The 22,291-nt window shown below is 70.0% G+C and carries 20 protein-coding genes; 2 read left to right on the top strand and 18 right to left on the bottom strand.

Annotation, left to right across the window (positions count from 1 at the left end; translation table 11 throughout):
* From VHU88_02390 to VHU88_02355, 8 genes are all read right to left on the bottom strand, one after another.
* Window positions 1-201: hypothetical protein (locus tag VHU88_02390; GenBank protein HEX3610514.1), on the bottom strand; the 201-nt coding region annotated here is incomplete at its 3' end.
* Window positions 198-2,759 (bottom strand): FAD-dependent oxidoreductase, encoded by a 2,562-nt coding sequence (locus tag VHU88_02385; protein ID HEX3610513.1) that lies wholly within the window; start codon window positions 2,757-2,759, stop codon window positions 198-200. The genes VHU88_02385 and VHU88_02390, both read right to left, overlap by 4 nt.
* A 40-nt stretch (window positions 2,760-2,799) precedes the next feature.
* Window positions 2,800-3,141 (bottom strand): (2Fe-2S) ferredoxin domain-containing protein, encoded by a 342-nt coding sequence (locus VHU88_02380; GenBank protein ID HEX3610512.1) that lies wholly within the window; start codon window positions 3,139-3,141, stop codon window positions 2,800-2,802.
* Window positions 3,142-3,161: 20 nt separating this feature from the next.
* Window positions 3,162-3,461 carry an MmoB/DmpM family protein gene (locus VHU88_02375; GenBank protein HEX3610511.1) on the bottom strand — a complete coding sequence of 100 codons (300 nt, stop codon included), beginning with the start codon at window positions 3,459-3,461 and terminating at the stop codon, window positions 3,162-3,164.
* A complete protein-coding gene (locus VHU88_02370) occupies window positions 3,458-4,645 on the bottom strand; it encodes a cobalamin-independent methionine synthase II family protein (GenBank protein ID HEX3610510.1) in 1,188 nt (395 codons plus the stop codon). The genes VHU88_02375 and VHU88_02370 overlap by 4 nt, the downstream gene beginning before the upstream one ends.
* A gap of 167 nt (window positions 4,646-4,812) precedes the next feature.
* Complete coding sequence (locus VHU88_02365; GenBank protein HEX3610509.1) at window positions 4,813-6,033, bottom strand: NADH-ubiquinone oxidoreductase-F iron-sulfur binding region domain-containing protein; 1,221 nt, start codon at window positions 6,031-6,033, stop codon at window positions 4,813-4,815.
* Window positions 6,034-6,322: 289 nt separating this feature from the next.
* Window positions 6,323-8,272 (bottom strand): hypothetical protein, encoded by a 1,950-nt coding sequence (locus tag VHU88_02360; protein ID HEX3610508.1) that lies wholly within the window; start codon window positions 8,270-8,272, stop codon window positions 6,323-6,325.
* Window positions 8,269-8,427, bottom strand: a complete 159-nt coding sequence (locus VHU88_02355; GenBank protein HEX3610507.1) for a hypothetical protein — start codon at window positions 8,425-8,427, stop codon at window positions 8,269-8,271. The genes VHU88_02360 and VHU88_02355 overlap by 4 nt, the downstream gene beginning before the upstream one ends.
* 50 nt (window positions 8,428-8,477) lie before the next feature.
* On the opposite strand from VHU88_02355, the gene VHU88_02350 reads away from it, so the two are divergent.
* Complete coding sequence (locus tag VHU88_02350; GenBank protein ID HEX3610506.1) at window positions 8,478-9,086, top strand: TetR/AcrR family transcriptional regulator; 609 nt, start codon at window positions 8,478-8,480, stop codon at window positions 9,084-9,086.
* A gap of 108 nt (window positions 9,087-9,194) precedes the next feature.
* On the opposite strand, the gene VHU88_02345 is transcribed toward VHU88_02350, so the two are convergent.
* The 5 genes from VHU88_02345 to VHU88_02325 form a co-directional block, all read right to left on the bottom strand.
* The gene (locus tag VHU88_02345) at window positions 9,195-10,946 is read right to left on the bottom strand and encodes an MFS transporter (GenBank protein HEX3610505.1); all 1,752 of its coding nucleotides are present in this window, start codon (window positions 10,944-10,946) and stop codon (window positions 9,195-9,197) included.
* A gap of 35 nt (window positions 10,947-10,981) precedes the next feature.
* Window positions 10,982-11,434, bottom strand: a complete 453-nt coding sequence (locus tag VHU88_02340; GenBank protein ID HEX3610504.1) for a MarR family transcriptional regulator — start codon at window positions 11,432-11,434, stop codon at window positions 10,982-10,984.
* A gap of 142 nt (window positions 11,435-11,576) precedes the next feature.
* Window positions 11,577-13,880 carry an FUSC family protein gene (locus VHU88_02335; GenBank protein ID HEX3610503.1) on the bottom strand — a complete coding sequence of 768 codons (2,304 nt, stop codon included), beginning with the start codon at window positions 13,878-13,880 and terminating at the stop codon, window positions 11,577-11,579.
* 73 nt (window positions 13,881-13,953) lie between these two features.
* Entirely contained in the window at window positions 13,954-14,655 is a 702-nt protein-coding gene (locus VHU88_02330) for a dienelactone hydrolase family protein (GenBank protein ID HEX3610502.1), read from the bottom strand.
* Window positions 14,656-14,699: 44 nt separating this feature from the next.
* Complete coding sequence (locus VHU88_02325; protein ID HEX3610501.1) at window positions 14,700-15,995, bottom strand: ABC transporter permease; 1,296 nt, start codon at window positions 15,993-15,995, stop codon at window positions 14,700-14,702.
* A gap of 73 nt (window positions 15,996-16,068) precedes the next feature.
* Between VHU88_02325 and VHU88_02320 the strand changes: the two genes are divergently transcribed.
* A complete protein-coding gene (locus VHU88_02320) occupies window positions 16,069-16,749 on the top strand; it encodes a GntR family transcriptional regulator (GenBank protein ID HEX3610500.1) in 681 nt (226 codons plus the stop codon).
* Here VHU88_02320 and VHU88_02315 read toward each other — a convergent pair.
* From VHU88_02315 to VHU88_02295, 5 genes are read right to left on the bottom strand one after another with little or no spacing between them, the layout of a single operon-like run.
* Window positions 16,746-17,717: an ABC transporter ATP-binding protein gene (locus VHU88_02315; protein HEX3610499.1), complete on the bottom strand. Its 972-nt coding sequence runs from the start codon at window positions 17,715-17,717 to the stop codon at window positions 16,746-16,748. The genes VHU88_02320 and VHU88_02315 overlap by 4 nt on opposite strands.
* On the bottom strand, window positions 17,710-18,714 hold the full coding sequence (locus VHU88_02310; GenBank protein HEX3610498.1) for an ABC transporter ATP-binding protein: 1,005 nt from the start codon (window positions 18,712-18,714) through the stop codon (window positions 17,710-17,712). The genes VHU88_02315 and VHU88_02310 overlap by 8 nt, the downstream gene beginning before the upstream one ends.
* Complete coding sequence (locus VHU88_02305; protein ID HEX3610497.1) at window positions 18,711-19,550, bottom strand: ABC transporter permease; 840 nt, start codon at window positions 19,548-19,550, stop codon at window positions 18,711-18,713. Before VHU88_02305 ends, VHU88_02310 begins: the two co-directional genes overlap by 4 nt.
* Complete coding sequence (locus VHU88_02300; protein HEX3610496.1) at window positions 19,547-20,494, bottom strand: ABC transporter permease; 948 nt, start codon at window positions 20,492-20,494, stop codon at window positions 19,547-19,549. Before VHU88_02300 ends, VHU88_02305 begins: the two co-directional genes overlap by 4 nt.
* Complete coding sequence (locus VHU88_02295) at window positions 20,491-21,996, bottom strand: ABC transporter substrate-binding protein (GenBank protein ID HEX3610495.1); 1,506 nt, start codon at window positions 21,994-21,996, stop codon at window positions 20,491-20,493. The genes VHU88_02300 and VHU88_02295 overlap by 4 nt, the downstream gene beginning before the upstream one ends.
* Window positions 21,997-22,291: the final 295 nt, after the last annotated feature.

Genomic DNA, 22,291 nt, shown 5'->3' with positions numbered 1-22,291 from the left:
GCGCACCGGGTGGAACCCCAGCTCCTTCTTCGCCTGCACATCGATGTACTGCCGGTAGGAGATGTTGAACGGATCGTCCCAGGCATCCCAATCATCGAAATGGATCCCCGCCGACGCCAGATCCGGATACATCGCGTCCAGATCCACATACGAGGGCTTCCAGTACAACTGCTTCGCGCGGCTCTTCGTCTTCACACTCACTGCGGAACCCCTTCGAGAGCTGTGGCGACGTTGTCGGACAACTTGACGTTGAGCTTCTCCAGCCGGGCCCGTGACTCGGCGCGAGCGACCGATGCGGCCCCCTCGGCCACACCGGCTGCCGGATATCCGGCGACCAACGCGTCCATCGCCGCTATCGCGTCGGGCAACCAGCGGTCGACCCAGCCGGCGATGACGGTCGCGTTCGCCTCGTCCACCATGCACTGGGCGAGGAAGGCATCCGTCCAAGCGACCTGACGGGTCGCGTCCTTGGCCAGGTGCGTGCCGAGCGCCGCGGTGACGAAGTCGCCGTTGGCGCGCCCGCCGCGGACGTAGAACTCTCGCAGGAACGGCTCGAACAATCCGGCAAGCACCAGATTGATCGCGACGACGTCCTCGCCCCAGTCCTTGGTCACCAGCACCTGCTCGACGTACTTGTGCAGCGGCTGGATCGAAGGATCGGAGTCCCAGGCGGTGTGGAGCACCTTCTCGTCGGCCGACGGGTTCAGCACCTCGAACCACTCGACGCAACGTTCGGCGGCCCGCAGCTTGTCCATGATCTGCAGCTGCACCGCGCACGCGACCGTTGGCGAGAGCGTGAACCGCATGACGTGCTGCATGACCATGGAGGCCCCCCACTGGGCGAAGCTCATGACCCCCACCAGCACGGTGAGCGATTCTCGCCAGGCCGGGTCGATCGCGGACACGAAGTCCGCGGCGGAGGCCAGGGAGTACACCGAGTCGAGTTGCTTCTCCGCGGCGTCCTGCCCGACGACGTAGTTCCGGTAGTACATGCCTGCAGGGTCGCGGAACGCGTCCCAGTCGGTGGAGAGCAACGTGCTGTCGGCGCGCCACTGACCGGTGGCAGTCCGCGAGACGGGAGCGCCGTTCCACTGGATACCGGTCGACAGCTCCTCGTACTCACTCGGCGGACGCTTGCGCCCGGAGAGCCAGACGAATGTCTTACGAGCAGGCATTAGAGGTCCTTCAGCTGCTTCTGGCCCGCACGTAGCCGGTGCAACTGCGGGAAGCCGTCGTTGAGGAACAGCTCGTTGACCTCGGCCATCTGGTCCGATCGTGAAGCCGCCCGGCTGCTTGATCAGCACGTCGAGGTACTGGAAGGAGTTCTTGTTGCCGAACCCGACGCTGTGCATGCCGACGATCTTGCGGGTGTCCGCGTCGATGACCGACTTGATGATGCCGTTCAGACCGGGTCGCAGGAACGAGAAGAACATCGAACCGTCGGTGGCGGGCAGGCCGCAGTCCTCCGGGGCGACGCCCTTCGGCGGCATCTGAATGACCATCACATTCTCGTACTTCTCCCGCGCCTCGGCCTCGGACAGGCCGGTCCAGGCCACCTCGTAAGTGGTGTGCAGGAAGTCCGGGAAGTCGCTGTAGTCGAACTCGTAATCCGTCTCGCCCATGATCTGGCGCGACGCGCACACGCCGGCCTTGCGAGCCTTGAACATCTCCATCGGGCCGTCGATGAGGTCACCGGCCGCGTAGACGCCGGGCACCGAGGTGCGCATCTGCTTGTCGACCACGATCTGGCCGCGGTCGTTGAGCTCCAGGCCGAGCACGTCGAACTGATTGGACAGCGCCTTCTCGCCGGTGCCGAGGAAGACGAAGTCGGTCTCCACGATCTGCTCGTTGCCGTCCGCGGCGCGGTACCGCACGCCGGTGACCTTGTCTTCGCCGAGGATCTCCAAGGGCTCGACGCCCTCGTGCACGGCGCTGCCCCGGTGCAGGATCATCCGCTTCACGAAGTCCTGGATGTCCGCGTCGACGTGATGCAGGCCCTTGGTGCCCATCAGCGGGCTGCGCGAGAGGTAGGTGGTGTGGCAGCCGGTTGCCTGGAAGAAGGAGCCGTACTCCAGGCCGGTCTTGCCGCCGCCGATGACCACGCAGCGGTTCGGCTCGTAGTCCAGGTGGTCCAGGATCGAGGACCAGTCGTAGACGCCCTTCTTCTCGATCCCCGGGATGTCCGGCGGGGTCGGGCGGGCACCGACGCAGAGCACCAGGTTCTTCGTCCGGTAGTGCACGCCGTCGACCTCGACCCCAAAAAGAGGTTCATACACTGTCTTGTCGATGACGGTCGCCCAGGCGCCGAGGATGAACTCCAGGCCCAGTTGCTCCTTGGACTGGAAGTTCATGATCGAGTGGCCGGTGTTGCGGTTCTTCATGAACATGTCGCGGACCTCGAGGATCGAGGCTTTGGTGGCGTCCCACTCCGGGTACCAGAACTCGCCGGCGAACTCCCGCGCATAGTCCAACTCGCGGGCCGCTTCGGAGAAGATGTGGTGCGGCACGCAGGCCTCGTGGGGGCAGGACCCGCCGAGGAACGGCCACTTGTCGACGACCAGGGCGCGGCCACCACGGGCGGTCAGTGCCGCGGCGCCGAACCGGCCCGAAGCACCGCCGCCGATGAAGATGGCGTCATAGGTGGCCTCTTTTGCGTCCGGCTTCAGGTTGTAGAACGCCTCCTGACCGGGAGTCTCCAGCCAGTCGTCGATCAGCACCTTCCACTCGGCGAGCGGAATGAACTTGCCGTAAACGTCCATCGGGACAACTCCTTCGGGGTCCTGGTCCGTGCCGGGGGTCTTAGACCGCGCCGGGCAGGATGCCCGCGTCGAGCACGGTGAAGATCAAGTTCTTGGTGATGTTGTCCGAGTCGATGGTGAGCTCGGCGACGGTCTGGCCATCCGTCAGATGTTCATCGACGATCCGGTCGGCGTCCGCTTCGCCCGCGACGCCGGAGTACCAGACGCGGTCCTCCACGACGACGACGTTCGGGCCCTTCTCGCAGGCCGAGAAGCAGAGGTAGTCGCGCACCTCGCAGTCGAGGTCGGATTCCTCGACCCGGTCCAGCAGCCGGTTGAACAGGGCTTCCGAGCCCCGCTCGTGGCAGTCCACGTTGGTGCAGACGAGCACGGTCTTTCCCATGAGAGCCCCTCCTTCCGAGGTCAGGCCTTGCGCAGCCATTCGAGGACGATGCGCTCGTCGTCGAGTTGCTTGATGAAGCCGAAGTAGCTGGCCATGATCACCTGGATGTCCAGGCCGGCCCAGTCGTCGCGGCCGAGGTGCTCGCGCACCACCGCCGGGTCGATCTCCAACCGCCCCGGTGCCGAGACGATGACCACCGCGGCGTTGCGATCGATGACGACGGTGTCGGATGCTTCCTGCGCCGCGAGCGCGATGGCCTCGGCCTCGTCGCCGGGCATCAGCTCGATTCCCACCAGGGGAAGGGTTTCGGCGGCGGTCATCCGGACCTCCCGGCGTAGGCGTCCTGCTTGGCCTCCCCATCCGGCGAGCTTGCGAGCCGGTCGGACAACAGTTCCTCGCGCACGATCTTGGTTCCCTCGACCAGGGCCCGCAGCTTGGCGAACGCGATCATCCGCGGCAGGTTGATCAAGCCGCAGTCGGTCGTGACGCCCAAGCGCTCGGCCGGGATGACCTCCAGGCAGTCCCGGATCCGGTCGGCCACCACCGAGGCGGGCTCCACCTCCAAGGACCGGACGTCGATCACGCCGGCCACGAAATCCCGCTCCCAGTTGGCTTTCGCCAGCGGCTTGAGGTCGCCGGAGCCGGTGTTGCCGATCTCGAAGTTCAACGCGTCCATGTTCATCGCGTGGGCCCGCGGGAAGCAGGCCTTGGACCGCTGGGTCGCGCCGTCCGCGTCGCGCAACGCAGGCACGTACTCCGTGCCCTCCCGTTCGACGTTGTCGCCGTGCATGGGGCCGGAGGGCAGGTAGCCCTTGGTGCCCATGAAGTTGCCCCAGCAGACGTGGGTCAGGATCTTCGCGTCCACACCCTCGACCGCGGCGTTGAAGACGTCGTTCTCCCACTCCCCGAGCCGCAGACCGTAGTGCCAGGCGAACTCGTCAAGCTGGATGACGGCCGCGCCCTCGGCGGAGATCTGCTTGAACTCCTCGTTGTAGGCCTTGGCCAACGCGAACGAGAGGTCCTTGATGTCGTCGTAGTGCTTGTTGTTCGTGCCCATCGTGACCCCGGCCAGGCCGAGGTACTGCATCTTGATGGGCTTGTCGGTGAACTTCTTGGCAGCCTTCAGCTGGGCGGACAGCCACGGGACGCGGCGGCCGACCGGGCCGTCGCAGGTCGGGGAGTACATCGTCGAGTACTGCGGCAACTGCAACGCCGGACCGTAGGGCTGATAGCCCTTCAGCCGGTCGGTGAAGTAGTAGAGGATCCCGGCGTAGGGGGTGTCGCCGCCGTAGACGCGGCCGTCGGAGATCACGTCGATCCCCGCGCGCTCCTGGTCGGTGACGATCGCCGCGATGCAGTCCTCGAACGCCTCGAAGGAGATCGAGTCGGAGACGAAGCTGCCCTGCGGCACGGTCGCGTAGGCCTGGCCGTTGTACCAGCGGGGCTTCGGGTAGTTCCCGACCATCATCGTCGGGATGAGGATTTCCGTGCCGCCGATCTGCACGTCAACCTCCTTAGGGGAGTAGGTCGGCAGTCGATGAAGCTCTACATCAAACTGTCGTTCTGTAATCTGATTGTAGAACTCTGGCTGAACTGACCTACCTACGTTTCCTACTGAAAGACCTAGGTTGCTTAGTCTGTTTCGCCGGAAGCCACGTATCGCCGATCGCCTCAGCTGCCCTCGATGCGCAGCGACCGACGCCGGTGCACCAACCCGCAGTCCTGCCCGGCCAGATGTGCGGCGAAGTCGGCGGCGAACACCTCCCGCGCGCTCGTCAGCGGCGAGAGCGGGAAGCTCACCAGCGAGCAGGCGGTCTTGTCGCGGACCTGCCCGACCAGGGTCGGCGCGGTGTCGAGCTGCGCGACCGTCGTGCCCTTGTTGTCGGCCAGCCCGGCCGCGGCGCGGTGGATGAACTGCGTGGCCATCCGGCACGGCGGGCACTTGCCGCACTGCTCCCGGGCGAAGAACTCCGAGGTGGAGACGACCGCGTCGACCGCGCAGTGCCCGGCGGGCAGCACCCGGACGGCGCCGCAGCCCAGCGTCGAGCCCGCCGCCGCAACCGAGTCCGGGTCGAGCGCGACGTGCAGGTCGGTCAACCAGCCGGAGGCCGGGCCGCCCACCTGTACCCCACGTGCCGGGCCGGCGACGAACCCGCCGGCGGCGCCGGCCAGGACCTCGTCCAGGAAGGCCCCGACCTCGACCTCGTACACGCCCGGGTTGGCGCACTCCTCAGGGACGGTGATCAGCATCGTGCCCGGGGCGGCCGTGGTGCCGTGCTCGCGGAACTCCGCCGCCCCGACACGCGCTGCCCACGCGACGTGGGCCAGCGTCTCGACGTTGTTGACCACGGTCGGGCGGCCGTGCAGGCCCGCCGCGGCCGGGTACGGCGGCTTGTACCGCGGCTGCGCCGTGCCGGTCTCGAGGAATTCGACCGCGGCGGAGTCCTCGCCGGCGACGTAGGTGGCCGGTGCCGCGACCAGGGTGACGTCGAGCCCGGCGATGAACTCCGCAGCCTCGCCGACCGCACGTTCCAGGGCCTCGCGCGCGCCGGCCGCGTGCTCGTTGACGTAGAGCCGGACCGTCTGCGCCCCGACCGTCCGCGCGGCCAGCAAGGCTCCGTCGAGCACCAGGTGCGGCGCGGTGGCCATCAAGTGACGGTCCTTCAGACTGCCCGGCTCGTCCTCGGCACCGTTGGCGACGAGCACCCGGGGTCCGGGCTCGGCCAGCGCGGTGCGCCACTTCCGTTCGACGGGGAACCAGGCCCCGCCACGGCCGCGCAGCCCGGCCGCACAGACCGTCTCGAGCAGTTCGGCGGCGCCGGCTGACAGCGCGTCGTAGCCGCCGATGGCCCGGTATTCGGAGAGCGAGGAGGCAGGCGTGTCGAGAAGCATGCCGGGGAGGATAGGTACGCGCGGAGCACTGGTGCTCCTGTGGAACCCAGCAAACGGGCGCGGTTGTTTGGTGGGCAGTCAACTGATTCAGCCGAAGGGCCACGCGATCCAGCCGGTCGTCAGCCCTTCGCGAAGTGCAGGTTGACCACGGTCCCCGGCGTCCCGGTCACGGTGATGGTCAGCCCCGACGCATGGTGGCCTTGCCCGGCTCGATGGTCACCTGCTTGCCGGCCACGGCGAGCACGACGTGGCCGGCGTCGAACTCACGAGCTTGACCGCGATGGGCGGGTCAGCGCTCCAGCGGCTGGACGCGCACCTCGTGGCGCCCACCGAGATCGACCTCGAGTTCGACCCGGCCCCGCTCGTCGGCGAGGACCCGGGCCGCCACCGCCCCGAGGACGGCGTACTCGCGACGCGGGACCAGACGCTCGACGACCAGCCGTGCCCGGACCGGCGCACCGCCCGGATGCAGCACCAGGTCCAACGCCCGACCGTCGGTGACCGCTCGGGCCACCAGCACGTCCGGGTACGGCGCCGCGGCCAGGACCGGGCCGGTCCGCCACACAGCCGGCGCACCGGAGCAAACCAGGTCGCGCAGACCGCTGTGCCGGCCGAACCGGCCCAGCAGCGCGTAGAAGTTCGCCATCGGGGAGGCCTCGGCCAGGCGCGAGACACCATCGGCATGGGCGATCGGCTCGTGCTCGCGCAGTGTGCGCTCGGCCGCGGCCGCGTACTCGTTGTCGCCTAGTTCGCGGGCGGCCATCAGCGTGACGATGTGCGAGAACGTGTCGCGGCCGACCCGGTAGTTGCCGGGGTCCAGCCGGTTCGAGACCGCGGCCGGGAAGGTCAGTCGGCCGTCGCGGATGCCCAGTGCCCGCTCGCGGATCAGCCACCAGGTGCGCTGCGCCAGGTCCGGCATGCCGGGGTGCATCCAGAACGCCGTGGTCGTCTGCACCGAGGTGCCGGCCCAGAAGTTCCACGAGACGCCGAGTCGCTCGCTGCGCACGCCGAGGATGTTGCCGTCCGGTCGGGTGAACTCCTCGTCCATGCCGACGCGCAGCCGCGAGCGAGCGGCCTCCGCGTGGCCGGTCCGGTGCATCCGGTCGTGGGCAAGCAATGTGTTCAGCCCGAAGGTGTTGCAGACGCTGTAGATCCAGTTCGGTTCGCACGCGAACAGGGCGTAGTCCGACCGCATCACGTTGCGGTGCAGCACGCGCGCGACCGAGCCGAAGTCGTGCTCGTATACATGGTTCTCGTCGCGGAATGTCAGCGCCGCAGGATTCGAGTACCGGTCGTCGTTGAGCGACTCGTACATGCCCAGGACGAGTCCCCAGAACCCGGTGAGCATGACGTTCTCGGGGTTGTCGATCGGGTCGCCGTTACGGCTCAGGTTGCCCCAGGCGTTCTCCAGCGCCCAGTACCGCCAAACCCGTGGGTCGAGGACCTTCTCGATCAGATTGCGCATCGCCTCGGCGTGGTAGCCGGTGAACGCCGGCGTACGCGTGAACTGGGCCATCCCGAGCGCGTAGCCCAACGAGGTGAGCTGGTACCGGGTGGCGGCCTCGCGGAACTGGTCCAGGCGCAGGAAGCCGTCGAACTTGTCCAGCGACTGCAAGGCGATGTCCAGGCCGTAGCGCAGGTGGGCCAGGTCCTCCGCAGTGCTCTCCGCGACCGGCATCCCCGCGTCGCCCGGCGGGCCGACGATACGAAACTGATGCTGCGTCAGTTCCTGGTTGCGCCCTCGGCCGACGGCGGCCTGGCGACGGTGCCGGGCGGTGTGCAGCCCGTAGGACACGAGCAGCAGCGCGGGCCCGGCCACGGCCGCGGTCGCCCGTCGGCCGCTGCTGGTGGTGTCGACGACACCCGCGCCCCAGGCCGCGGTGGCGAGCCAGGTCAGCGGCGCGAGCAGGACCGGCCCCAGCGCCCACCACAGGAAGACGGCGAGCAGCAGGGCGCCGAACCCGAGGCCGGCGAGCACCGGGTGACCACCCGCGAGCAGTCCGCCGCCGGGGAACTGCAGCCCCGAACCGAGGGCGGACCAACCGGCCGATCCAGTGGCGGCAAGCCCGAACCCGACCACCCAGAGCAGCACGTACCAAGCCGAAGCGCGACGCAACCGCGATCGGGTGACCGGCCCGAACACGCCTCGGGGGGTTTGGATCGGGGCCGTGGTCCAACGGTTCGACGGCCGGTCGGCCGGGTCGAGGACGTCGCCCGCGAGCAGCGCGGGCGCCGTCATGTCCGCTCCAACTGCTCGTGCGGGCCCTCGGTCGAGCGCCGCGCCGGCGGGGCGAAGGCGTCCGGTCGACGGCCACCGAACACCGCGAACCAGGCGCGTACCGCGCCCCCGAGCACGAGGGAGAGGAACACGCAGCAAGCCATCGCCGTAGTCAATAACTGAAACGGTACCGTGTCAATATGCTCGAGATGCGACACTGATGCCCATGACGACCGCCCACCGTCCGTACAAGGGCGTGGCGGCTACCGACCGAATCGCCGAACGCCGCGCCGCCTTGCGCGAGGCGTGCCTGGAGATCGTCGGCGAGCACGGCACCACGGCGGTCTCGGCCGAGGGCGTGTGCCGGATCGCCGGGCTGACGAAACGTTACTTCTACGAGAGCTACACCGACCGCGACGCCCTGCTGCTCGCGATCCTCGACGAGTTCCTGATCGGCCTCGAGGCCGAGATTCTGGCCGCGCTCGACGGGGTGGCCCGCACCAAGCGGCCCCGGGTCGTGGTCGACATCCTCGTGCGCGCCCTGACCGCCGACGCCCGGGTGTCCCGCCTGTTCGCCGACGCCCCCGCCGTGCAGGTGCTGCGCGAGCACCGGAACGCCGCGGTCGAGACCTACGTCGTGCTGCTGCGCGACCACGTCCTGCCGTTCCGGAAGGTGCCGAACCGCACCCCCGCCCATGACGTGGTCACCCGGATCATCGTGGCCGGCACGACCGACGTGATCAGCGCCTGGGTGCACGGGCACATCGAGGCCGATCCCGCCGTACTGGCCGACTCGATCGTCGATGCCGGCCTGGCGATCGCCCGCAACTCCTGACGCTACGTCACCTTGCCCGCCACCAGTGGGCAGAGCTGAGACCACCGAGCCGATCCAGCGCCCGAAGTCGCCCCGCCTGTATCGACGTTGCCCGGTGGTGACGCCGGCTCACCAGCCGAACGTCGCCGGCACTCGAGCGGCGCCGGCGGCGACTGCGGGCTCATCGCATCGGTCGAGCACCAGCAGCGGCTCGATCGGATGCGGCACCACGATGTCGGCGGCGTCGGGGTGGTGGCCGTCGGCGATCACCACAACGCTGTGCCGACCGCGCCGGATGCCCGTGATGCGGTAGCGACCGGAGCCGTCGGTGACGGTCTGCTGCACGGCAACCCCGTGCTCGTCGAGCAGCACGACCAGCGCCCCGGGCAGCGGGTCGCCGTCCGCGGTGTGCACCGCGCCGTCGATCAGGTGCAGCTCGGCGACCGGATCGGGCACGGTCGCGGCACCCACGGCCGGCAGGACCAGGTCCGCGGCTTGGGCCTTGCGGGCGGCCGGGATCGCCATTGCCGCGACGGTGGCCAGGACCAGGGCGACGCCGAACATCACGAAGGCGGCGGTGAACCCGGATTCCCGCGGCAGGCCGGTGGGAGCCATCCGGGCGGCGATGATGCTGGCCGCGATCTGCCCGCCCAACGTGCCGCCGATCGTCCGCATGATCGTGTTGATGCCGGTGGCCGCGCCGGTCTGCGTCTGCGGGACGGCCTCGATGATCAGGTTGGCCATCGCCGCGTAGGAGAACCCGAGTCCTGCGCCGATGAGCCCGGACCCGACGTAGATAGACCATTCGTCGTGGTGCAAGGCCGCCAGAAACACGAACGACCCGGTCAGCGACGAGGTGCCGAGCAGCAACACGAACTTCGACGAGATCCGTTCGCACATCCACCCCGCTGCCGCGCCGGACAGCAGCATCGCCACTGTCGACGGCAGCATGAACACGCCCGCCTTGGTGACCGAGGCCCCGAACCCGAAACCGGCGGCAGTGGGGATCTGCACGAACTGCGGGATCAGGATGAAGCCTCCGAACATCCCGAAGCCCACGAGGAATCCGGTCAGGTTCGGGGTGAGCACCGCGCGTTGGGCGAGCATCCGCATGTCCGCAAGTGGCTGCGGATGGCGCGGCTCGAACCAGGCCAGGACCGCCAGCAGGATCAGGCCCAGGGCGAGCAGCCAGACGATCCGCATCGAGAGCCAGCCCCACTTGTTGCCCTCGCTGATCGCGACCAGCGCCGCCGTCAGCCCAGCACTCAGCAGCGCGGCCCCGGTCCAGTCGACTTTCGCCGGGGTCTTGATCGGGGACTCCGGCACCCAGACCACGGTCGCGGTCAACGAGGCCAGGACCACGATCAGCGAGGCCCAGTAGAGCCAGTGATAGGACAAGTGGTCGACGATCAAACCGGACAGGATCAGCCCGACGCCGCCGCCGATCCCGAACGTGGCGGAGATCAGCCCGATGCCGGTGGACATCCGCTCGCGCGGGAACTCGTCGCGGATGATCCCGTAGGACAATGGGAAGATCGCCGCGCTGGCGCCCTGAATGACCCGGGCCACGATCATCAGCTCGATCGTCGACGACAGTGCCGCGAGCAACGAACCCGCGGCGAACAGCCCCAGGACGGCGACGAGCAGGCGCTTCTTGCCGAACATGTCGCCGAGTCGGCCGGCGATCGGGGTGGCCACCGAGGCCGCGAGCAGGTAGGCGGTCAGCAGGAACGTGACCATGGTTGCCGTGGTGTGCAGCTCGCGCTGGAACAGTGGCAGCGCGGGGGTGACCAAGGTCTGCGACAGCGCGTAGGCGCTCGACGCGGTGACCAACGCGAACAGCGTCAGCAGTTGATTTGGGCGTTTGGCCGGCGCGGTCACAGGCGATTGACGCCTGTTGACGAACGAAGTGAGGGTCACAGGACGTCCAGCTCCTCGGCCAGGCGCCGGAACAACGCCGTCGCCTGCCGACGCTCGGCCAGGCTCAGCGACTCGTGGAGCAGCCGCCGCTTGCGGGTGACGACCTCCTGCTTGGCCGCCAGCACCGTCCGGCCCGTCTCGGTCAGCCCCACACACACCCCGCGCCGGTCCTCCGCCGCCGGCACCCGGGCCACGAACCCGGCGTTCTCCAGGCCGGAGAGCATCCGGGTGACGGTCGGCGCCGCGACCCCGAGCAGGTCGGCCAGATGCCCGCATCGCGCCTGCGGGGTCTCGGAGACGGCGCACAGCAGGCGGTACTGGGAGTGGGTCAGGCCGTCCGGGGTCTCGCGGGCGGCCCGGCCACGCGCGGCGCGCAGGGCCGCCGCGAATTCGTCCCAGGCACGCCAGAGGTCGGCCGAGTCGACCTCGTCCCGCTCGTGTTCGGGCACCCTGATACCGGCGGCCATGCACGACCTCACTGCTCTGCGGACCAAAGTCGTTAGCCTGCTAACGACATGGGAACGGTGTCAACCCCGTTTTCCACCACTTCCCCATTTATTGCGCCCAGCAACGCCCCAGCCAGGGAGTTGTTCAGAGAACCAACCGCGCTGGTCTTGTCGTCGGCTCCGCCGATTCCGGGTCCTCAACCGACACACCCAACGCCTGAGCAACCGCCGCCAACGCTCCGTCAAGCAGGCGCAGGCTGCGCAGCGCCAGCCGTTCCGCCCCGAATGCACCGGTCGCCGTGCGACGCGAATTCTCCGCCCGGGACAGCAGCGCCGCGGCCCGGACGTACGGCCGCGAGGAATCCCCGGCCAGCGCGGTGGTGAGCGCCTGAACCGACTCCTCGAGCCGTTGCATGGCAGGCCGAATCAGTCCGTCGTCCGGCGACGGCGCCCCGACGCCGGACAGGTCCACGACCAGGCTCCGGGCGAAGTACCCGGCGGCCGAGGCGTGGTGCAGCAGCCGGCCGGTGTCCTCGTCCAGCGACCCGAGCACGCTGCGGCGCACCGGCCGAGCGGTCGCGATCAGCTCCTGCTGCGCTGCGTCGATGCGCCGCGCAACGCCGCGCACGCGCTCGGAACCGCCGCCCTCGACCAGGATCCGGCCGGCCTCGGCCACCAGCGAACCCAGCGCCTCCAGGTACTGACGCAGCGCCAGTCGGACGACCCGGTGGGTGTTCAGCGGCACCACGAGGAGCACCACCAGGATCGCGATACCGGCGCCGACCGCGGTCTCCTCCAGCCGCAGCACCAGCAGCGAGTGGGAGAACTCACCGAGGTCGAGGTAGAGCTGGGACACCATCACGGTGATGCCCACGACCAGGAACGCGTAGCTGATCCGCATCAGGTAGAAACCGAGGAAGACCGACGCGAGGATCGCACCCACCGAGGCGTATGCGTTCGTGCCGAGCACGGCGACGACCAGCGAGCCAAGGATGATCCCGAAGAACGTTCCCGCGACGCGGAACAGCGCCTTGCGGATCTGCTCGGCGGAGGTGTTCGCCCCGGTGAACGTGACGAACGCGGCGATCACGGCCCAGTAGAAGCGGCGCTCCGAGAGCATGCTGCCGACGACGATGGACAGGCCCACCGCGATCGTCGCCTGGATGGCGGCTCGGACCGGGACGGTCAGTGCGACCCCGTCCCCGCGGCGAACCGGCTCCTCCGAGGCGGTCGCGCTGACCACGGTCGAGCCCGGCAACCAGCCACCGAACAGCGCCGCGGCCGGGGTGAAGCAGCCGGCCGCGTCGGCGGTGCTGCCCGCCGCCAACCAGTCGGCCATCGCCTCGGCGAGCAACCGCACCGCATCAGCGAACCGGTAGGCCACCACGGCCTCGACGGACTCGTCGCGGTCTGGCGTGGGCAGCACCGGACGCAGCGAGCGGCCGAGCTCCTCGGCCACCTCCCGGGCGGTGGGCAGGTCGTCGGCCACGACGGCGACCAGCACGGCGCGGACCTGATTGCGCTGCATCGGAGTCATCGGCAGCGTGCCCAGCACAGTGGCCAGGCGGGCCAGGTTGCTCAGCGCCAGCTCCAGGTCGAACAGCCGTTGATGGAGCACCTGGGCGGCCGCGGGGTGCGGGGTCGCGGCGGGGTCGCCGAGCTGGGCGTCGATCATCAGCGCGGCCTCGTTCAGCCGGGTCAGCTGCCGGTTGAGCCGAGGCTCCTTGCGCGGGTCGTCGAACGTCTCCAACGCCAGGGCCGCCAAGCGGCGGGAGCGGGCGGCGTAGGAACGCTGGGTCCGGATCAGCGCCGCCCGGGGCCGCGGCCGGAAAACCGTGAAGCGGACGGCGATCGCAGTGGCCAGGCCCACCAGCAGTTCGGCGACCAACCAGCCCAGGTCGCGGACTGGGACGCTGCCGCGCAGGAAGAAGCCCAGGAAGTCACCGAGGAACAGCAGGAACCCGCACATCAGGCCGCGCGGCCCGAAGCGACGTAACCAGGTGCCCGTGCCCATGACCAGCGCCAGGCACACCAGCGACACCGTCCGGTGCTCACCGAGCAGCAGGCCCAGGGTCAACGCGGCGATCATCGGCACCGGCACGACCAGCATGCTGATCAGTTGGCCGCGGGCGCCGGCGTCGACCACCGACAGCGTCGTGACCATGCAGATCATGGCGCCGAGCATCAGCGCGACGACCAGTCGGGCGTGGTTGGCCTCGATCACCGCCACGGGTGTGCCCGGCCCGACAGAATCCTGCAGCGCACCGGTGACCGCCACGAAAACGCGCTCGACGATCAGCACGAGGCTGATCGAGACCACGGCGTGTACGGCGCCGAGCAGTCGGTTCAGGCCGGGGTCGGACCCCAGCAGGCGGTCCAGTCGGTCACCCCGCAACCGCGCGACCGCGTCGTGCCGGTGCGGACCCGGACGGGTGATCGTCTCGGTCATCGGCGCACCAGCAACCACTGCCGCGGCTCGACGGTGGCGTGCACTGTGCTCATTGATGAGCTCGCAAGCTCGCTCATCGGCGCAGGTGCTGGTCCAACCATGCAAAGGTCCGCTGCCACGCATCGGCCGAGGCGGTCGGATCGAACACCGCCGGGCGGTCGTCGCATCCGAACCCGTGCTGGGCCTCGGGATACCGGACGACCTCGGTCGGTACGCCGGACCCAGCAGCGGCCGCCCGCAGTTCCTCGACCTGCTCGGCCGGGATGCCGGTGTCGCGGTCGCCGTAGAGCCCGAGCCACGGGGTATGCAGTTCGCCGACCAGTTCGAGCAGCGGAGCCAGCCCGAACCGGCCCTCGCGCACGCCGCCACCGTAGAAGGTCACCGCCGCGCCGAGCGCGTGCTCCGCGGCCGCCGCGACCGTGACGCTGCCGCCCATGCAGAACCCGACGACCGCGCAACGCCGCGCGGGTTGACCGTCGGCGGCCAACGCGGCCAACGTCGCGGCGACGTCCATCCGCAAACCCTCGCCGGTCAGCTTCGCCATCACGTCGCGGACCGGGTCCATGTCGGCGTAGGACAGGACCGGCGAGCCCTGCCGGTGGAACAACGCCGGGGCCAGGGCCAGGTAGCCGGCCGCGGCGAATCGGCCGGCGACGTCCTCGATGTGGCTGGTGATCCCGAAGGCCTCCTGCACCACGACCACGCCACCGCGCGGCGATCCGGTCGGTGTCGCTCGGTAGGCCGGCATGTCGCCGTCGGCCGTCCGGATGGTCACATTGCTGCTGCTCGCCACCGTTCCCCCAACCCAAGCTGCGTCACTCATTCATAACGCAAGGCCTCGATCGGTCGTAGGGCAGCAGCGCGTTGGGCGGGGTAGAGGCCGAAGAACAGCCCGGTCAGCACGGATACGGCCAATGCCAGGTAAACGGACCAGGGCGCGATCACCGGATGGATGCCGATGATCGTGAAGCGGGACGCGACGAATCCGACGCCGACCCCGATCAGCCCGCCGACCATCGAGACGATCACCGCCTCGGCCAGGAACTGGCCGACGATCGCCCGCGCCTGGGCCCCGATGGCCTTGCGGATGCCGATCTCCCGCGTCCGCTCGGTGACCGAGACCAGCATGATGTTCATGACCCCGATTCCGCCGACCAGCAGCGAGATCCCGGCCACGGCGGCGAGCAGGATCGTCAGCGTCTTGTTCGACGAACTCGACGCGGACAGGATCGCCGCCGAGTTGAACACGATCACCTGGCTGTTCGCCGCGTCCACGTGGTCGCGTTCGTCCATCAGGTTCTGCACCTCGGCCTGAGCTGCGTTGGTCTGCCCGGCCGAGGCCGCCGCTACGGCGATCGCGCTCAACGGGGACAGCCCTGTCGGGTTGTACCCGTACAGCGCGTCCTGCGCCGCGGTCATCGGGGTCACGACCTTGTCGTCCAGGTCGGTCTGCCCGGAGTAGCCCTTCGAGCCGAGGATGCCGATGACGGTGAACGGCTGGCCCGCGATGCGGATCGGCTTGCCGACCAGATCCGAGGGATCTCCGCTGACCAGGTCGGAGGCGACGCTGATGCCGACCACGGCGACATGCGCGTGGGCAGCGTTCTCGGCGTCGGTGAACATCCGGCCGGCGGTGACCGTGTCCGCGTCGATGTTGAAGTAGTTCGCGGTCGTACCGAGCAGGACCGAGGTGCTGTGCGAGGAGTTGCCGTTGAGGGTCACCACGTTGTGCAGCACGACCACCGGGGCGGCCGCGGCGACGTCCGGAACTTGCTTGCGGTCGGACAGCGCGGCGACGTCGTCCATGCGCAGTTCGGGAAGCTGGTCGTGGGTGGAGTTGTCCGCCTTGGACTTGATACCGAGCATCCGCCGGATCTGCTGCTGCAGCGCGCTGCCGTGGCCACCGTTGCCGGTCGGCATGGGCAGCACGTAGAGCGTGTTCGACCCCAGCCGGCTGATCGAGGCCTGCACCGCGGCCTGCGACCCGGTGCCGACCGCGATCAGCGTGATCACCGAGGCGACGCCGATCACGATGCCGAGCATGGTCAACATGGAGCGCATCTTGTTGGCCGCGATGCCGCCCCACGCGAAGGTCAGTGTCTGCCTTATCCGCATCTCACAATATTACGAATAAAGTGGCAAGTTTCGAAATCGTGTGGACCAAGCATCGGTGGGTTAGAATTTTCGTATGCCCGCCAAGGCGGCCACCAGGGCCGACGAGATCTATGCCCGACTCCGCGCGGACATCCTCAACGGGCGACTGCGTCCCACCCAACGCCTCCAGTTCGGCGAACTGAGCCGGCGCTACGACGCCAGCGTCGGCGTGCTGCGCGAGGTCCTGTTCCGGCTGGCCGAGCAAGGACTGGTCTCGGCCGAGCCGCAGCTGGGCTTCCGGGTCGTCGCGTTGTCCGAGGAGGACCTGGTCCACCTGATCGAGGCCCGGGTCGCGATCGAGACAATCCTGGTGCGCCAGGCGATCGAGCACGGCGATCTCAGCTGGGAGTCGGCCATCGTCGCCGCACACCACACAATGGCCCGCATCCCGACGCTCACCCCGGACGGCGAGGCCAACCCCGAGTGGCTCGACGCCCACGCGCGGTACCACCAAGCCCTGCTCTCGGCCAGCCCGAACCGGCGGCTGCGCGTGATCGCCGACGGCATCCGCGACGCCGACCAGCTCTACCGGGCCTGGGCCGGCTCCCTGCCCAAGACCGAGGAACGCACGGTGGCCAAGGAACACCGGCAGATCCTCGAGGCGGTGCTGGCCCGCGACATCGACCAGGCCGTGCGACTGCTGGCCGGCCATATCGAGGCGTCGAAGCACCTGCGGGCGGCCTGCGTCCGCGCCGCGGTGGCCGAGCACAACTAGGGCACGTCTGCGGCGAACAAGTGGCACGCCACCGCGCTGCCGCCCCCGACCGCATGCAACGCCGGGTCGTCACGCACGCACCGGTCGAACGCTTGCGGGCAACGGGTCCGGAAGCGGCAGCCGGACGGCAGGTCGACGGCGCCGGCCGCCTCGGCACCAACCAGCGGCGGGGCCTGCGCGCGTCCCTGCTCCGGATCCGGGACGGCGGCCACCAGTGCACGGGTGTACGGGTGCAACGGGTCGGTCGCCAGCCGCGCGGCGGGGCCGACCTCCACGACCCGGCCCAGGTACATCACGGCCACCCGATCGCTGATGTGCTCGACGACCGCCAGATCGTGCGCGATGAACAACCCGGCCAGGCCCAGGTCCCGGGTCAGTTCGGTGAGCAGGTTGAGAATGCGTGCCTGGACCGAGACGTCGAGCGAGGCCACCGGTTCGTCGCACACCAGCAGCTCCGGGCCCGCGGCCAGCGCCCGGGCGATGCCGACCCGCTGCCGCTGCCCACCGGACAGCTGGTGCGGGCGCCGCGCGGCGATGCCCGGGTCGAGGCCGACGAGGTCCAGCAACTCCGCCACCCGCGCGGCCCGGGCCCCACGCCCGCGGTTCAGGCCGTGCACCTCGAGCGGTTCGGCCACCGACGAACCGATCGACGCTCGTGGATCGAGTGCGCCGGCGGAGTCCTGCAACACCACGGCGGTGCGCCGGCGCAGCGGGCCCAGCGCCCGGCGCCGCGCCGAGGTCACCTCGGTGCCGTCGAACCGGACCCGCCCGCCGGTCGCCGGGATCAGCCGCAGCATCGCCAGCGCCATCGTGGACTTGCCGCACCCGGATTCGCCGACCACACCGAGGGTTTCGCCACGCTCGACGGCCAGGCTCACCCCGTCGACGGCGCGAAGCACGGCGCCGCGGCGACCGCGCACCGGGTAGTGCACGTGCAGGCCCTCGACGGCAAGCAGTGGTTCACTCATCGCCGGCTCCAGCAGTCTGACGCTCCGTCAGGTCGTAGAAGACCGCGGCGCGGTGGCCCGGGCCCACCTCGCGCAACTCGGGCACGGCCATCGCGCACCGCGGGTCGGCGGCGACCGGGCAGCGGGGCCGGAACGCGCAGCCGGGTGGGCGGTCGGCCGGGTCCGGGGGCCGGCCGGGAATCGCCGCGAGGGTGTCGCGGGGTCGGCCGAGCACGGGCCGGGCGTCGAGCAAGGCGCGGGTGTAGGGGTGGCGCGGTGTCCGATACACCGTTTCGCGAGGGCCGTCCTCGACGATCCGGCCCGCGTACATCACCGCGACCCGGTCGGCGATCCCGGCCACCACGCCGAGGTCGTGACTGATCCACACCAGCGCGATTCCCAGCCGGTGTTGCAGATCCGCGACGAGGGCGAGGATCTGCGCCTGCACGGTGACGTCGAGCGCGGTAGTCGGTTCGTCCGCGATCAGCACGGTCGGCTCGCACGCCAGCGCCATCGCGATCAGCACCCGTTGCCGCTGCCCGCCGGACAACTCGTGCGGGTGAGAGCCCAGTCGTTGCACCGGGTCGGGCACGCCGACGGCGGCGAGCAGTTCGGCGGCGCGGTCGCGGGCGGCCCGCCGCGACAGCCGCAGATGCAACCGCATCCCCTCGGCCAGTTGCCTCCCGATGGTCAGCATCGGGTTCAGCGCGGTCATCGGGTCCTGGAACACCATCGCGATGCCCCGGCCCCGGATCGCCCGCAACTCCTCCGGCGATGCCGTGAGCAGGTCAGTGCCGGCGAACTCGACCCGGCCTCGCACGGTGGTCCCGCGGGCCGGCAGCAGGCCGAGGACCGCGAGCGCTCCGACGCTCTTGCCGCAGCCGGATTCTCCGACGACAGCGAGAGTTTCACCTGGCCGGACGTCCCAGCTGACCCCGTCCACGGCCCGCGCCGGGCCGCGCTCGGTGGCGAACTCCACGACCAGGTCGCGAACGGCCAGCGCCGGCGCGGCGGTCACGAGGTCCGCTCCCGGGGGTCGAGCGCATCCCGAAGCGCGTCGCCGAGCAGGTTGCAGGCCAGCACGACCAGCACGATGGCCAGCCCCGGGAACGCCGCCATCCACCACGCCTGCGCCATGTAGTCCCGGCCGTCGGACAGCATCCCGCCCCACGACGGGTGCGGCGGCTGAGTTCCCAGCCCGAGGAACGACAACGCCGCCTCGGCCAGCAGTGCGAACGCCAGGCTCACCGAGACCTGCACGATCACCGGACCGGCGACGTTCGGCAGCACGTGCCGCAGCAGGATCCGACCGTCGCCGGCGCCGGTCGACCGGGCGGCCCGCACGTAGCCGGACTCCCGCACCGAGAGCGCGCCGGCTCGGGCGATGCGGGCGAAGATCGGTGTGTAGACGACGCCGATCGCGGCCGCCGCATTGGTCGGCCCGGGGCCGCGGACCGCGAGGATCGCGATCGCCAGCAGGATCGCCGGGAACGCGAACAGCACGTCCATCGCGCGCATCAGCACGGCGTCCAACCAGCCGCGCCGGTAGCCCGCGACCAGGCCTGCACTCACGCCGAGCGCCGCGGCGAACGCCACCGCCGGCACCGCGACCCGCAACGACGCGCCCGCGCCGATCAACACCCGCGACAGCACGTCGCGCCCGAGTTGGTCGGTGCCGAACGGATGCGCCCACGAGGGCGCGGACAGCCGTCCGGACACCACGTCGACACCGGTCGCCGAGTACGGCGCGAAGACCGACCCGAACACCCCGGCCGCCACGAAAAGCATCAGGACCGCCGCCCCGGCGGCGCCCAAGGGCTCGCGGACCACGGCCGCGACCGGACTTCGGCTCATCGCAACGAGATCCGTGGGTCGAGCACCGCGTAGAGTACGTCCACCACGAGGTTGACGGCCAGGAAGACCACCGCGAACAGCAGCACCGCGCCCTGCAGCACCGGATAGTCGCGGGACTGCACGGACTGCAGCGCCAACTGGCCCAACCCGTTCCAGGAGAACACGATCTCCACCACCACGACCCCGGACAGCAGGTAGGCCAACTGCACCCCGGCGACGGTGAGCACCGGGACACTCGCATTGCGCAGCACGTGTCGGCGCACCACGGTGGCCTCGGAAAGGCCTTTGGCGCGGGCGGTTCGGACGTGGTCCTCCCCCAGCACGTCCAGGGCGGCGGCGCGCACGAACCGCGTCAGCACCGCGCCGGAGACCACGCCGACGCAGACCGCCGGCAGCACCAGATGGCGTGCCCAGCGCGTGGGGTCCCGGGTCAGCGGGACGTAGCCGCCGGCCGGCAACCAGCGCAGGTGCCCGGCCAGCAGGAGGATCGTGAGGATGCCGAGCCAGAAGTCCGGCACCGAGATCCCGACCTGGCTGAGCACCGAGGCCACCCGGTCGAGGGCCGAACGCGGCCGCAGCGCCGAGGCCAGCCCGAGCGGAACCGCGATCAGTGCGGCCACCAGAACCGCGGCCACGGCCAGCGAGACCGTGGCCGGCAACCGTCCCCCGATCACGTCCGCGACCGGTTCCTCGCTGCGGAAGCTGATCCCCAGATCGCCGTGCAGCAAGCCGATCAGCCAGTGGAAGTACTGCGAGAGCAAGGGCCGGTCCAACCCGGCGCGAGCCCGCAGGGCGGCGTAGGTCTGCGGGTCGAACCGGGTGCCCAACGCCAGCCGGACCGGGTCGCCCGGCACCACGTGCACGATCGCGAACACCCCGACGCTGACGCCGAGCAGCACGGCCAGGGTCGCGGCCAGGCGGCGGGCGAGGAAGCCGCGCGTCACTTCGCCAGCCGGACGGTCTCGAAGTCCACCGCGCGGTCCGGCCGGATCTGATACCCAGTCAGTTTCGGCGACCAGGCCTGCACGACCCGCGGGCTGTACAGGTAGATGTAGCTGTTCGCATCGACGATCCGGTGTGCGGCCTGGTCGTAGAGGTCGTGCCGGCGGCCCGGGTCCGTCTCGGTCGCCGCGGCGTTCAGCACGTCGTCGGTGGCGTGGTCGCAGTACCTGCCGAAGTTGTCGACACCGCCGCAGGTCTGCTGCGCCTGGTAGAAGTCGAACGGGTCGATGTTGCCGAGCCAGCCGAGCAGGTAGGTGTCGAAGTCGCCCTTGGACTCGCGGTCCAGCCAGGTCGCGAACTGCTCGACGTCGACCTTCACGTCGATCCCGATCTCGTGCAGGTTCGCCGCGATCACCTCGGCCGCCTGCACGGTCTCCGGATACTGCGTGGTGACCATCACGTTCATCGTCAGATGCGGGTGCCCGGCGGCGCCCAGCAGCGCCCGGGCCTGCGGCAGGTCGCGAGTGTAGGGGGCGTAGTCGGAGTGCCAGGCGTTGCCGGCCGGGATCGCGGTCTGCAGCACCTGGGCCAGCCCCGGTTGCGCGGCCTCGGCGATCGCCGGGCGGTCCACGCCGAGCGCGATCGCCCGGCGCACCCGTGGGTCGTCGAACGGCGGGCGGGCGAAGTTCGGCGCCAGGTACCAGTAGTCGAGGCTGGGCACCTGGCCCAGTCGCACGTGCTCGTCATGCTCGAGGTCGGCGACCTGCTGCGGCGGGACGTTGTCCGTCCAGTCGACCTCGCCGGTCTGCAACGAGACCAGCGCGGTGGTCGGCTCGGAGACGAAGCGGAACTCCACCGAGGACACGAACGGACCGGCGCCCCAGTAGCGCCGGAACGGCACCAGCGTGATCCCGGCCGCGGTCTGCCGCGCCAACTGGAACGGCCCGGTGCCGTCGGTCTGGCGGGCCAGATCCAGTCGCTTGTCGATCCCGGCGGGCAGAATCGCGGTGCCCTTGAATCCGCCCAGTTCAGCGAGCAGGTAGGGCGTCGGAGTCTTCAGGTCGATCCGGACGGTGCTCGGGTCGACGGCGACGACCCTGTCGATCGACTTGAGCCGGAAGGCGTTGGCGAGCTTCTGGTCGATGATGCGGTCCAGCGACCAGACGACGTCGGCGGCGTCCAGCGTCTTGCCGTCCTGAAAGGTCACGCCGCCGCGCAGGTGGAACGTCCAGGACAGCTGGTCGGGGCTGGTAGACCAGGACGTGGCCAGGGACGGCACGAACCCGCTGTCGTCGGCATTCGGCACCACCAGGGTGTCGTAGACGTTCTCCAGCACCTGGAAGCTTGCGTACGCGGTCGTCTTGTGCGGGTCCAACTGGTCCGGCTCGCCGCCGATCGCGACCACCAGCGGGGTCGGCCCACGCAAGGCCGCGTCGAAGTCACCGCAGGCAGTAAGCACGAGTGCGCCCACGAGGCACGCCGCGAGCGCGGAGCGGGTCCGCATACCCACCGTCCTGCCCGCCCGCACCCGGTCCCGAAACCCTCAGATCACCCAACCCCCGGCTCACCCAACCCCCGGCTCACCCAGTCGCCCAAACCACCCCTGGGCAGAGTTGCAGCTGGTGTGGCGATCCCCGGCGCGAAGTCGCCACACGCGTTGCAACTCGGCCCCGTGGTGGCGGGTTGAGGGCCGGGCGGGCGGGTTGAGGGCCGGGCGGGCGGGTTGAGGGCCGGGCGGGCGGGTTGAGGGCCGGGCGGGCGGGTTGAGGGCCGGGCGGGCGGGTTGAGGGCCGGGCGGG

The sequence above is a fragment of the Sporichthyaceae bacterium genome (assembly GCA_036269075.1).
Classification (GTDB): Bacteria; Actinomycetota; Actinomycetes; order Sporichthyales; family Sporichthyaceae; genus DASQPJ01.
The sequence above is the reverse complement of the archived record's forward strand: the minus strand, read 5'-3'. Positions and strand labels throughout refer to the sequence as shown.